The sequence below is a fragment of the Lactovum odontotermitis genome, from assembly GCF_054658595.1.
This window is the reverse complement of record NZ_BAAGGQ010000001.1, coordinates 188,818-202,669: the sequence shown is the minus strand read 5'-3', so window position 1 is coordinate 202,669 and position 13,852 is coordinate 188,818. Positions and strand designations below refer to the sequence as shown.

11 protein-coding genes are annotated in these 13,852 nt (G+C 47.7%); 10 read left to right on the top strand and 1 reads right to left on the bottom strand.

Annotation, left to right across the window (positions count from 1 at the left end):
* Positions 1–6: 6 nt before the first annotated feature.
* Complete coding sequence (locus ACYQ2E_RS00935) at positions 7–975, bottom strand: ribose-phosphate diphosphokinase (protein WP_460016166.1); 969 nt, start codon at positions 973–975, stop codon at positions 7–9.
* A 331-nt stretch (positions 976–1,306) separates the two neighbouring features.
* Here ACYQ2E_RS00935 and ACYQ2E_RS00930 point away from each other — a divergent pair, with 331 nt between their 5' ends.
* From ACYQ2E_RS00930 to ACYQ2E_RS00885, 10 genes are all read left to right on the top strand, one after another.
* Positions 1,307–2,494, top strand: a complete 1,188-nt coding sequence (locus tag ACYQ2E_RS00930; RefSeq protein ID WP_460016165.1) for a hypothetical protein — start codon at positions 1,307–1,309, stop codon at positions 2,492–2,494.
* Positions 2,495–2,712: 218 nt separating this feature from the next.
* Positions 2,713–4,989, top strand: a complete 2,277-nt coding sequence (gene pnp, locus ACYQ2E_RS00925) for a polyribonucleotide nucleotidyltransferase (protein WP_460016164.1) — start codon at positions 2,713–2,715, stop codon at positions 4,987–4,989.
* Between the two features lie 23 nt (positions 4,990–5,012).
* Positions 5,013–5,807 (top strand): hypothetical protein, encoded by a 795-nt coding sequence (locus ACYQ2E_RS00920; protein WP_460016163.1) that lies wholly within the window; start codon positions 5,013–5,015, stop codon positions 5,805–5,807.
* 138 nt (positions 5,808–5,945) lie between these two features.
* Positions 5,946–7,313, top strand: coding sequence for a cysteine--tRNA ligase (cysS, locus tag ACYQ2E_RS00915; RefSeq protein ID WP_460016162.1), 1,368 nt, complete (start codon positions 5,946–5,948; stop codon positions 7,311–7,313).
* A 10-nt stretch (positions 7,314–7,323) separates the two neighbouring features.
* Entirely contained in the window at positions 7,324–7,713 is a 390-nt protein-coding gene (locus ACYQ2E_RS00910; RefSeq protein ID WP_460016275.1) for a Mini-ribonuclease 3, read from the top strand.
* A gap of 100 nt (positions 7,714–7,813) precedes the next feature.
* Positions 7,814–8,419, top strand: coding sequence for a nitroreductase family protein (locus ACYQ2E_RS00905; protein WP_460016161.1), 606 nt, complete (start codon positions 7,814–7,816; stop codon positions 8,417–8,419).
* An 85-nt stretch (positions 8,420–8,504) separates the two neighbouring features.
* A complete protein-coding gene (locus ACYQ2E_RS00900; RefSeq protein ID WP_460016160.1) occupies positions 8,505–9,749 on the top strand; it encodes an Nramp family divalent metal transporter in 1,245 nt (414 codons plus the stop codon).
* A gap of 219 nt (positions 9,750–9,968) precedes the next feature.
* On the top strand, positions 9,969–11,390 hold the full coding sequence (gene pepV, locus ACYQ2E_RS00895) for a dipeptidase PepV (protein WP_460016159.1): 1,422 nt from the start codon (positions 9,969–9,971) through the stop codon (positions 11,388–11,390).
* A 157-nt stretch (positions 11,391–11,547) separates the two neighbouring features.
* On the top strand, positions 11,548–13,500 hold the full coding sequence (locus ACYQ2E_RS00890) for an OPT family oligopeptide transporter (RefSeq protein WP_460016274.1): 1,953 nt from the start codon (positions 11,548–11,550) through the stop codon (positions 13,498–13,500).
* Positions 13,487–13,831, top strand: a complete 345-nt coding sequence (locus tag ACYQ2E_RS00885) for a PqqD family protein (RefSeq protein ID WP_460016158.1) — start codon at positions 13,487–13,489, stop codon at positions 13,829–13,831. Before ACYQ2E_RS00890 ends, ACYQ2E_RS00885 begins: the two co-directional genes overlap by 14 nt.
* Positions 13,832–13,852 lie beyond the last annotated feature (21 nt).

Below are 13,852 nucleotides of genomic sequence, written 5' to 3'. Positions count from 1 at the left end.
TAATATTTAATCCTGTGCCTTATCATATTCGAAAAGTGGTGAAACAGGCCGGCCTTCATGGATGCGGATAATAGCGTCGGCCAGCAAATCAGAGCAGCTGATAAACTTGACATTATCAGGCTTCAGATTGCTTGAATCAACCGAGTCAGTCACAAGAACTTCCTTGATAGGACTGGCATTGAGCCGCTCAGCAGCACCCGGCAGGAAAAGTCCGTGACTTGCACAGGCATAAATCTCGGCTGCATTGTTTTTAGTAAGGACAGCTGCCGCATTTGCAAAAGTAAGACCAGTTGTTAAAATATCATCAATGATGATTGTTTTCTTGCCCTCAACTGAGCCAATCAGATAACCGTTCTCACGATTGTGTTCGTCTGCATCACTGTAATCAACGATGGCCAGAGCTGAACCCAGATGTTCAGCCAAAGAACGGGCTCGTTTGATACCTGAATTTTTCGGCGCCACAATCACCGTATCGTCTCCGCCAAGACCTAACGCCTTATAATAATCAGCAAAAAGCGGAACGGCAAACAAATTATCGGCCGGAATATCAAAGAAGCCCTGAACCTGTACAGCGTGCAGGTCAAGCGTCAAAATACGGTCAATGCCGGCCTTAACCAGCATATTGGCCACCAGCTTTGCAGTAATCGGCTCGCGCGGATTCGCAGTGCGGTCCTGTCTAGCATAGCCGAAATAGGGCACGACGATGTTGACCGTGTGGGCCGAAGCGCGTTTGCAGGCATCAATCATAATCAGAAGCTCCCACAAATGGTCGTTAACCGGGAAATTCGTTGATTGTATGATATAAACATCGTGATCACGAACCGATTCCTCGATGTCAACGTAGATTTCGCCGTCGGCAAACTGTTTTGAAGTCACCTCGCCAAGGCGTACGCCAGTAATCTTTGAGACTTTTTCAGCTAGTTCGCGGTTAGAGCTCAATGAAAAGAGCAGCAGTTTTGGATCTTGATACACCATTATTGTCCTTCAATTATCATTATTTTCAATAATAATATTTTATCATCAAAAAGCTTACTTTACAAGCTGTACCATCTGAATCTTCAAATAATCAGAAAATGTTTATGTACATTTGTACATTTTCAGCAGTAATGTGAGACGAGCAGTCAAACACATTGTGCAAAGCCGTGTGAAAAGTCTAAATGTTTTTATCGTCAAATTGTGAGAAAATGTCTACTTTTTAACTTTGTGAGTTTGTGAAACAGAAAACAAAAAATTGACAAAATGGCCTTAGAGTATTATAATAGCTGTATACCAAATAAATAAACAAAACTAGGAGATTTTTAGAAAAATGAAAAAATCTAAAATCATTACTTTGCTTGCAGTTTCAGTACTCTCTGCAGGAATTCTGACTGCTTGCTCATCAAGCAATGATACAAGCACAAAAACTTCATCATCATCATCAAAAGCTGCAAGTTCATCTTCAACAGATGCGTTTGCAGGTGCAACTGTAGCCGCACCAGACTTTGACACACTTCAAAAAGGCTTCGCTGCAAACGGCGCTTGGCTGAATGCAATCAACAAAGATATGGATGCCACTGGTAAGACATTGACAGTTGACGGCGTGTTCTTGACAAACGGCGACACAGGTGAGGCAGAAACTGCACGTAAACTGGCCATCTACAATCAGAATGACAACCACCAGGTGACTGAGCAGTACACACTGACAGTAGATAAAATCGTTGTTAAATCACCAAGTTTCTATATCTCCAATGGTACTGTAAAGGGTGACGTTGATGTTCTCGCAACAGGCTTCCATGCGCAGAACGGTAAGAAACCAGACGGTTCTGTATCACAGGCAACAATTGACGGCAACCTCGTATTTGCAAGCCAGGATTTGCTTGATGCTTACAACAAGCTGGATGACACTGAAAAAGTTAAAGTTACAGGTGAGACCAAAGTTGACGCTTCAATCGGCACTGCAGTTGAAAACAAAATCGGTGCAGTCACTGTGAATGCACACGGTGGTGTCACTTATGCCTTTGAAGGCAACGGCTCTGATGTTAAGGCCGGCGCAACAACTGGTACAACTGATGCATCAGTTTTGGGCTCAGCATTGGGTGAAAAAGGTGCTTGGCTGGTTTCTTCAAACGGTGACGTTGACGCTTCAGGCAAGACTATCACTGTTGCTGGCATCTTCCTAAACGAAAATGGCGCTGTTCAGCGTACACTTGCACTGATTGCCCAGAATGACAGCCGTCAGGTCACAAAAGTATTCACATTGACAGTTAGCAAACTGATTGTGAATTCACCAAAATTTGACTTTGAAGGCGGTAACGTCAAGGGTGACGTTTATGTAGGCGCAACAGGCTCTATTATGTCACGTGAAATGAAAGACACGACTGGCGCTTCAATCAAGTCTAAGATTGACGGCAACCTTTACTTCGCGACTCAAGACCAATTGGATGCTTATAACGAACTTCCAGACGCTAATCACTTTGATGTGACTGGCACAGTTGCAGTTAAAGCTGCCAGCTAATTTAAGTAATTGAATAAATATGTGAAAAGTCCCTTCTAGGGGCTTTTTTGCTATTGTGAGAAAAGTTCATTTACTGACTTTTACATTTATACTGCTTTGTTCCCGGAAATAGTGTATAATGTCCTTATGCGTGATTTTTCTACGCAAAGTAATGAATTTGCAGTGCGAGTTTATTACTTTGTATAGAAACACGTAAAAAAATATTGTAAAAGGATTTTATGTCTAAAGAAACATTTTCAATGCAATTTGCCGGCCGTACTCTGACGGTTGAAACAGGCGAAGTCGCAAAACAGGCAAATGGTGCTGTCGTTGTCCGCTACGGCGATACAACCGTACTGACAGCCGCTACAATGGGCAGAATGTCACTCGGTGATTTCTTCCCGCTCACCGTCAATTATGACGAGAAATACTATGCTGCCGGCCGTTTCCCAGGCGGCTTCATGAAGCGCGAGGCGCGTCCGTCAACAGATGCCACGCTGACAGCCCGTCTGATTGACCGTCCGATTCGCCCAATGTTCGCGGAGGGCTTCCGCAACGAGGTTCAGGTCATCAACACTGTCCTCAGCTACGACCCTGACTGCAGCCCGCAGATGTCGGCCATGCTCGGCTCATCCCTGTCTCTGGCAATTTCCGATATCCCTTTTGACGGGCCGATTGCTGGTGTTCAAGTGGGTTATATCAATGGTGAATATATCATCAACCCGACAAAGTCCCAGAAAGAGGAATCTCTTTTAGAATTGACAGTTGCAGGTACTGATGAAGCCATTAACATGGTGGAGTCAGGTGCCAAAGAGCTGGACGAAAATGTCATGCTCGGCGCCTTGATGGCTGGACATGATGCGGTGAAAGAGCTGATTGCCTTCCAGAATGAAATTCAGCGCGCTGTCGGCAAAGCCAAATCTGAGGTTGAACTTCTTCATGTGGATGCAGATTTGCAGGCCGAAGTGATTGCTGCTTATAATGCCGAACTCCAGGCTGCTGTGAAAAACCCGGACAAGCTGCAGCGCGAGGCAGATACTCAGGCAGTCAAAGACAAGGTTATTGCTGACTATGAAGCGCGTTACGCGGATGATGAAGAAAACCATGATACAATCATGCGTGATTTGCCCGAAATTCTTGAGCAGATGGAGCATGCTGAAGTTCGCCGTCTGATTATCGAAGAAAAAATTCGTCCGGATGGCCGTGCGACCGATGAAATTCGTGCGCTGGACGCGCAGATTGACTTCCTGCCGCGCAATATTGTGCATGGGGATGGCCTCTTTACCCGCGGTCAGACGCAGGCGCATTCGACGCTGACTCTGGCGCCGATGTCCGACACGCAGATTATTGACGGGCTTGACCCAGAGTACAGGAAACGTTTCCTGCACCATTATAACTTCCCGCAGTTCTCAGTCGGCGAGACTGGACGCTATGGTGCGCCTGGCCGCCGTGAAATCGGTCATGGTGCTCTGGGTGAGCGCGCATTGGCGCAGGTGCTGCCTTCATTTGACGAGTTTCCTTATGCGATTCGTCTGGTGGCCGATGTCTGGGAGTCAAACGGCTCTTCTTCACAGGCTTCAATTTGTGCGGGGACTTTGGCCTTGATGGCTGGCGGTGTACCAATTAAAGCGCCGGTTGCTGGTATCGCCATGGGACTGATTTCTGACGGGGCAGATTATACTGTCTTGACGGATATTCAGGGGCTGGAAGATCACTTCGGCGACATGGACTTCAAAGTGGCTGGGACTCGTGAGGGAATTACAGCTTTACAGATGGATATTAAGATTCAAGGCATCAATGAGCAGATTTTACGCGAAGCTTTGGCCCAGGCAAAAATCGCCCGTATGCAGATTCTGGATGTGATTGAGGCGACGATTCCTGAGCCTAGGAAAGAACTGGCGCCTTCAGCACCGAAGATTGAGTCCTTCCGTATTCCGACAGAGAAGATTCGTCTGGTTATCGGCAAGGGCGGCGAGACGATTCAGGCGATTACAAGCGACACGGGCGTAGCCATTGATTTGACCGAGGACGAAAATGGCGGTCTGGTTGCGATTTACTCGAATAATCAGGCGGCTATCAATGAAGCGCGCCGGCAGATTGAGGAAATCATCCGTGATGCTAAGGTCGGCGACGTTTACGAAGGAAAAGTTGTCCGCATGCTGGATTCGGCCGTCTTTGTCAATCTTTTCGGCAAGGTGGATGCGCGCGTGCATATTTCTGAAATGGCTTGGGGACGTACCGGCAAGGTGGAAGACGTTGTCAAGCTCGGTGATACTGTCAAAGTTAAGGTCATCAAGATTAGCGACAAGGGTGTTGATGCTTCAATGCGCGAGCTGATTGAGAAGCCTGAGGGATATGTCGAGCCGGAGCGTAAACCGCGCGGTGACTTTAACCGCCGGCCGAGACGTGATGGAGACCGTCCGCATCGTAGTAATGGTAACGGCAACCGTAATTTCGTACAACGTGAGCGTAAATCAGGCGATTTCCCCGAAATGTCGTCAAAACGGCCTGACTAATTCGCTTTCCAAAGGAAAATGAAATGACAACAAAATTTGATTTAAGTCCGGATTTAGACGAACGCCTGCGCGATTCAATCAATCATCAGGACGATTTTCTCAACAATGTCGGTTTCGTGCTGGCACTCTTGAACTTTAAAGTGATTGCGCCCAATCCGCTCTTTTCAGTGACTGTGAATGAACATGAGGTACTGCCGGTTTTCACGACTGAGTCGGACTGGGAAACTTTCACTGCGGAACTTTCTGCTCTGCCTGACGGCGTTGAATGGCAGGCGAATCCTTTCACCGGCGTTTTCAATGCGGTTATGCAGACGCCGATTGATTCGATAGGTTTCAACCTGAAGACCATGCAGGATGAACAGACGGGCAACCTTTATTACTTTGACAAAGAAAAGCTGCGCGAGTTCATTGATGTACATAGTCGTCTGGTCAATGATTTGATGAGTGACGAGAATCAGGCGGCAGACCGTTTGGAGAAAGTCTACCTGGTGCCTGTTTACATCGCTTCACCCAGCTACGGCGAGCTGATACGCCTCTTTCCAACGCTGGCTTCGTCTAATTATGACAATAAAGAAGTCATTCCAATTTTCGACAATCTTGAAAGTTTTGTCAGATGGTACCGTTATCCGGATTTCGGCGGCACCTTTAAAGAAAATAACGGCCAGGTACGCGGCATGCGCCTGACAGAATTGCTTCATCCCAGCTTAGGCGAAAATCAATTCGGCAACAGCGTAGGCGTTGTTATTAATCCGATGGAAGTTGAAACGGTGAAACAGGAGGAATCAATTCTGACATGGGAGAGTTTGAAAGACTTGTGAAAATCCGAAAACTGAAAATTTATCCGTCACTGTAAGATTCAGGCAGTGGCGGTTTTTTTGAACAAAAATTAAGGGAACCTCTAAGATAAAGTAAAGCCACTTGTGGAAATTTCAGCAAGTAAATCGTATAATTAAGTAATGATAAGAATTTATAATACCTATACGCGCCAGCTGGAAGCGCTCAAACCGATTGAAGCGGGGAAACTGAGAATGTACGTCTGCGGCCCGACTGTCTATAATTACATCCATATCGGCAATGCCCGCTCAGTGGTTGCTTTTGATGTGGTGCGACGTTATCTGGAATGGCGCGGTTTTGATGTGGACTATGTGTCTAATTTCACAGATGTAGACGACAAGATTATCAATCGGGCGCGTGAAGAGGGCATGTCGCCGGCTGAGCTGTCGGAGAAGTATATCAAGGCTTTTTACGAGGACATTGACGCGCTGAATGTCGAGCGGGCCAGCCATAATCCGCGTGCGACCAATTATATTGACAAAATGATTGATTTTGTCCAGGATTTAATCAACAAGGACTTTGCCTACATTTCTGAAGGCGATGTCTATTTTCGTGTGGCCAAGGCGCAGGATTACGGAAAATTGGCCAATAAAAACCTGTCTGAGCTGCTGGAAGGTGCTTCAGGCCGAACAGACGACGAAACAGAGCTTAAGGAATCCCCGGCAGATTTTGCCCTCTGGAAATCCGCCAAATCAGGCGAAGTCTCCTGGCAGGCCCCCTGGGGAAACGGCCGTCCTGGCTGGCATCTGGAATGCTCCGTAATGGCAGGTGCGCTGCTCGGCAAAACGCTTGACATCCACGGCGGCGGTGCTGACCTCGAGTTTCCGCACCATACCAACGAAATCGCACAGTCCGAAGCACACACTGGCCAAAAATTCGTCAATATCTGGATGCACAACGGATTTGTCAATATCGACGGCGAGAAAATGTCCAAGTCACTTGGAAATTTCAAAACAGTCCACGAAATGCTGGAAGCCGGCTACGAGCCGCAAGTGCTGCGCTTCTTCCTGGCCACCGCGCATTACCGGCGGCCGCTGGATTTCACAGACGATGCACTCGTGCGCGCAGAAAACAATCTGAAAAAGATTGAAAATGCCTATCGTCTGCTCCATGAAAATAGCAAAGCAGCTGAAGCGGATGAAAGTGGACTTGATGTCTTCATTGCACGATTCAGCAAAGCCATGGACGAAGACTTCAACATTGCAAATGGACTGACCGTCTTTTATGACTTTATTGCCGCAGTCAATGTCGGCGCGCTTCATGGCAAGAAAACTGAACAATTTTTCGACGATGTCATAAAAATTATCGGCCTGAAATTCGATTTAAGCCCCGAGATTCTGGACGAAGAGATTGAAAAACTGATTGAAGCCAGGCAGATTGCCCGCGAAATGCGCGATTACGCCAAATCTGACCAAATCCGCGACCAGCTGAAAGCCCAGGGAATCATTCTCGAAGACACAGCCCAGGGAATGAGGTGGCATCGTGAGTGAAGCCAGGAAACTGCCGGCTGACAAGGCCAAGCTCCTGAACGGCATTGCCCTGGCCTATATCGGTGATGCCGTCTGGGAAGTCTACGTGCGCGACCATTTGCTGGCACAGGGTCTCACAAAGCCGTCACAGCTGCAGAAAGAAGCCACTAAATATGTTTCGGCCAAGGCTCAGGCGCAGCTCATCGAAAAAATGGAACAAGAAGATTTTCTTAACGAAGAAGAAAATCTCTATTTCAAACGCGGCCGCAATGCCCACAGCAAAACAACCGCCAAAAACACAGATGTGCTGACTTACCGTATCTCCACAGGCTTTGAAGCAATCGTGGGCTTTCTGCACCTGACTGAGCAGACGACACGCCTTGAAGAATTTGTCAAATTTTCCTTTGAGCAGATTAGTTGATTACAAGTGTAAATTTTGGTAAGATTACAACCGTAAACAATAAAATTACTTAGAAGAATGGCCGAGCCCTTGGGCGAACGCCATTTAAGGAGATAAGAAAATGACATTTCTAGAGACACTGAAAAACCGCCGCAGCATTTATGCTTTAGGAAAAAACATCGACGGCGATAAAGCCATTGAGACAATCAAAGAAGCTGTACGCCAGTCACCGACAGCCTTCAACAGCCAAAGCAGCCGTGTGCTGATCGTTACCGGCGATGCGCAGGACAAGCTCTGGAACACAATCACAGCGGCCGATCTTGAGGCGGCGATGCATGAGCAGGGAGTACCGGAAGAGGCGATTGCTGCAACGAAAGGCAAGTTAGCAGGTTTCGCCGCAGCGCATGGTACAGCACTTTTCTTTGAGGATATGGATGTTGTAAAAAATCTTCAGGAGAACTTCGCGCTTTATGCTGAAAACTTCCCGCTCTGGTCAGAACAGGCAACGGGCATCACAACAGCGAATGCATGGACAGCCCTGTCAGAAATCGGCATCGGCGCCAACCTCCAGCACTACAACCCAGTTATTGACGCCAGTGTAGCAAAAGAATTCAGCATTCCAGCCAGCTGGAAGCTGCGCGGTCAGCTGGTATTCGGCTCAGTCGAAGCTCCAGCAGGTGAAAAGACCTTTATCGCGGATGAAGAGCGCTTTAAAATTGTAAAATAAAAAGACAAAAATTTTGAAATATTTCAATTTGTAAAAAAATCCCTCAGTATTTGGGATTTTTTTGCTATAATTAAATGTAATATTTATGAAAAATTTTTTAAAAGATAAACGCCAGCCCGCTCTGGACTTTCTCCGTTATATCGGGCCAGGACTCATCGTAGCAGTGGGATTCATTGACCCTGGCAACTGGGCGGCCAACTTGGCTGCAGGTTCACAATTCGGCTATAAACTCCTCTGGGTCATCTCGCTGTCAACCATCATGCTGGCCATTCTACAGCATAATGTCGCCCATCTGGGCATTGTCACCGGCAAATGCTTGTCGGAAAATACGCGCCAGTTTTTAAATCCTGTGCTGAGCCTGATTGTGCTGGGAACGGGTATTCTGGCGGCGGTTTCGACAGCCGTGGCTGAGATTTTAGGCGGCGCGATTGCCATCAACATGCTTTTTAAGCTGCCGATTTGGCTGGGCGCATTGCTGACAGGCGCACTGGTCACCTGGTTCCTCTTCTCGAACTCCTATCCGAAAATCGAAAAAGTCATCATCGGCTTTGTCAGCCTCATCGGCATCTGCCTGCTCTTTGAAATCCTGATTATTCCAAACATTGACTGGGCCGCGGCCGGCAAAGGCTGGGTGATTCCGAGTGTGAGCACAAAAAGCCTGCCGATTATCATGTCAGCGCTCGGCGCCGTCGTCATGCCGCACAACCTCTTCCTGCATTCAGAAGTCATCCAGAGCCGCCAGTGGAACCTCAAAGACGAGGCCGTCATGAAACGTCAGCTGAAGTTCGAATTCATGGACACCGTCTTCTCGATGTTTCTGGGCTGGGTCATCAACTCAGCGATTATCATCATTGCAGCAGCGGTTTTATTCCCCCATGTGGTGGACGAAATCAATGAGGCGCAAGCCATGCTGAAACCACTGTTGGGACCGGCCTCGGCAATCATTTTTGCGGTGGCTTTCCTGGGGGCTGGACTGGCTTCATCAGTGACCGCAGGAATGGCTGGCGGCTCAATCTTTGCAGGTATGTTCAGAGAACCCTATGATATTTCCGACCCGCATTCAAAGCTCGGCGTGATGATTACCATTTTCTTAGCAACGATAACAGTTTGTGTGCTGTCGCTTTTCAGCGACCCTTTCCAGATTCTGATCTGGTCGCAGGTCATGCTGAGTGTCCAGCTGCCGATTACCATCTTTACGCAGATTTACCTGACCTCCTCCGGGCGCGTCATGGGCAAGTACAAAAATGTGCTCTCGACCAAGATTATCATCCTGGCCATTGGCATTTTTGTCACCATCTTGAACGTCGTTCTGGTGGCGCAAATGTTCTGATTTGGTGATTTCGCTCGAAATTGATAGCGCATTCATGCGTTTTCAGTCATTTAATGTTATACTAATTATTGGGGAAGATTAGCGCCGGCTTTGGCCGTTTAACGGCTTCTCTGAAATCACACATCACCTTATTTATCAATCGTTTACAAAATTTTACAAATTTTATAAAAAATCTAATAAAAAGCGCAGAAGCGATTCTGCCGGAAAAGGAAGGTCAATATGACTCAAATTGATTGGGAAAAAGAAGTTGCCGCACGCAAAGATGATTTGTTCGCAGACTTATTCGAACTCTTGAGAATCAGCTCTGTGAAAGACATGGCGCATGCCACAGAAGAATTCCCCTTAGGCCCTGGGCCCGCAAAAGCTTTGCAGAAGTTCCTGGAGTTAGCAGAACGTGACGGTTTCCGCACGAAAAATCTGGACAATCTGGCCGGCCACTTTGAATACGGCGACGAGAACCTTGAAGCTTTCGGACTCTTAGGCCACATGGACACTGTGCCGGTTGACGACAACTGGGTGACTGACCCTTTTAACCCGGTTATCAAAGGCGAAGGCGAAGAAGCTAAGCTTTACGCGCGCGGCGCCTCAGATGACAAGGGTCCTTCAATGGCGGCCTACTATGCGGTTAAAATCATCAAAGAGCTTGGTCTGCCGATTTCCAAAAAAATCCGCTTCATCGTAGGAACTGACGAGGAGTCAGGCTGGGCCTGCATGGACCATTACATGGCTCACGAGGAAATGCCTAAATACGGCTTCTCTCCAGATGCAGAATTTCCGATTATCAACGGCGAAAAAGCCATCATCGGTGTGAAGACTATCTTCCCCGATTTAACCGGCGAAGGCGATTTCAAACTTGAGAGCTTCAAGTCAGGCATGGCTCTGAACATGGTACCGGCCGCAGCAACAGCCGTTGTTACTGGCGACGTTGCAGGCCTGGAAGCAGCTTATAATGACTTCCTGGCTGCCAATGGTCTCAAAGGCTCAGTCAAGATTGAGGGAAATACAGCAACATTTGAGCTCCAAGGTATTGGCGTTCATGCCATGGACCCGACGCTCGGCAAGAATGCAGGCACTTTCCTGGCAGCTTTCCTGAACAACTATAAATTTGATGCGACAGCTGCGAATTATCTCAAAGTCATCACCGACTATTACCATCTTGACCACGACGGCGAGAAGCTTGGTATCGCTTATGTACACCCAGTTATGGGCAATGTCACAACACCAGCTAATCTCTTTGAGTACAGCCCAGAGGGCGAAAAATACGTCACTCTGAACGTACGTTACCCTGACGGTATCACCTGTGAAGAAATTGAAACTAAAATGAATCAGACGCTGAATCCGTTCGGCGTGAAAGCTGAAGTTGAAGAAGGCGGACACCGCGAGCCTCATTACCTGCCTGGCGATGACCCAATGGTTCGTACGCTGCTGGACGTTTATGAGCAGTATACAGGTCAAAAAGGCGAAGAAGTTTCCATCGGCGGCGGAACATACGGCCGTATCCTGGAGCACGGTGTGGCCTACGGCGCACTCTTCCCATGGCGCGAGTCAACGATGCACCAGCCGAACGAATACATGTACGTCGACGATATTCTGAAAGCAACCGTCATCTATGCAGACGCTATTTACAGATTGATTAAATAATTAGATACATTCACACAACAAACGGTATGGACTTTTACAGTCTGTACCTTTTTCACCCGCGTACTCGTCTGGTTTGCTTTTATTCAGCTGAAAGCAAATGTAAGCAGACCGTAGAGTACACATTTACAAGTGAAGCACGATTGCTTCTTAGAGGAAAATTTTGAAAAAGTTATCAAAGAACGCTTACGGCGGGGTACCCGGCAAGGAATATGTACCCTATGAAGATGGCCGTAAGACGAACACAGGAAATCCGATTGTCTTAATAATCGGTACACTTTTGGCTGTCATCTTTGCAGCATCAACTGCTTATTCCGGCATGAAAGCCGGTTTAACAGTCGCAGCCGGTATCCCTGGCGCTATTTTGGGCTCTGGGATTCTGTCGCTCTTTATCCGCAAGAACACTTTTCTGAAGAAAAATATTCTTCAGTCGATGGCATCTGGTGGTGAATCAATTGCGTCCGGGATTATTTTCGTACTACCGGCCGTTATCCTAATCGGCGGGAAAGTCGATTTCTTCCAGGGACTCCTGGTCGGCGTGGCGGCTGTTTTCTTCGGCATTGGCGTATTGACCTTTGTCCAAGACTACCTGCTGATTGAAGAGCATGGCAAGCTGATGTATCCTGAGTCTATGGCCATCTCCGAGTCGCTGGTGGCGCTGAACGGGACGGGCGGCTCCTCTCTCAAATATATGGGAGTCGGCTTTGGAATCGGCGGTATCATCACGGCTTTGACAGGTTCAGTCTTCGGCATTTTGAACAATGTCGTGACATATGTCAACGAAAAATTCTACAAGTGGAGCTTTTCGATGGAAGTCAATCCGATGCTGGCAGCCATCGGCTTCATTGTGGGGACAGACGTCTCTGTGATGATGTTTGCGGGCTCCATCCTGGCCAGTCTGGCAGTTGTCCCTCTGGTGGGCTATTTCGCGGCCATGGCTGAAACAGGCTCCTTTGTCTGGAATAATACGGCTGTCCATATTTCAGCCATGCAGGTGGCCGATATCGCAGGTTCATACGTTAAATATATCGGTGCAGGCATGATGATTTCCGGCGGTATAATTGGTGCTATCAAGCTCATTCCAACCATTGTCAATTCAATCAAAGCCACGTTAGCTGGACGCAAAAGCGCAGAAGCTGGAGAACATGATTATGTGGGCGTGATTGCGCTGATTATCGGCGTGATTCTGACCTTTGTCTTCGGACTGGTGATTTCGGGCGGAAATGTTGCTATTGCTGCGCTGGCAGGGATTATCGCGCTGATTCTGGGGCTCTTGTTTGTGATTGTCTCCGGCCGTTTGACTGGAACAATCGGAACTTCAAATCTGCCGGTTTCCGGGATGACAATTGCCGCGCTGGTGATTCTGACGCTGGTCTTTCTGATGATGGGCTGGACGAGCAATCATGATATTCAGACGCTGCTGCTTTTCGGCACTTTCATTGTGGTTTCAATCTCTGTTGCTGGCGGATATACGCAGTCGCAGAAAGTAACTTTCATTGTCGGCGGGCGCCCCAGCGAAATCCGCAAATATTACTTGCTGGCAGGCACTGTTGGCGTGATTATCGTGGTTGCCGTCATCAAGCTTTTGTCTGGCCAATTGGCTGTAACAGGTGCCAATCCGCCGTTTGCGCTTCCGCAGGCGAATCTGATGGCGACTTTGACCAGCGGAATTATCCAGGGCAACCTGCCTTGGCACATGATTATTGTGGGGATTGTCTTCGGTATTGTTTTGTACATGATGGGCGTTTCTGTCATGACCTTTGCCATCGGCTTCTATCTGCCGCTGTCAACGACCTCTATTATCCTGGTGGGTGCGCTTCTGCGCGTCCTTGTTGATTACCTTTCTAAGAAAAAGGCTGAAGACATCCGGAATGAGCGCATCTCGGCCGGTGTTTCCCTGTCCTCAGGTTTGATTGCAGGTGCCTCAATCATTGGACTAATCGGGATTATTCTGCAGGTTTCCGGTGTCATCAAAGCGGGCGTGCCGACAGGCTTTATGAGCGGAAATGCGATTGCCTGGATTGTATTGGCAGTTTTAGCAATTGCAGTCCTTGTCCCAATCCTGTCCATTAATAAAGCGCCTAAATCCGAGGAAGAAGATGCCGAAGCATAAAATTTTAGATTTGACCGAAGTTTATGAAATACGGCCTTCTATCAAATTTGATGAACTTGACGGGCACGTTCAGGTTATCAAGGAGCAGAATCACTGGTCGCAGCGTTTTATGCGAAAACTCGGCGTCAAGATTCCCTTAAAAAGTTACAAAGAACTTGATGATTACGGCACTTTTATTTTTACGCGCATTGACGGCAAAAAAGATGTCAGAGAATTAGGCCGGCAATTGGCCGAAAAATATGAAGAAGCTGGAGACCAGCTCTATGAAAGGCTGGTTCCCTATCTGGAACATCTTGACAAAAATGAAAAATGGATTCAGAAAAAGATGTGAAACACGCTATAAAATGGCGAA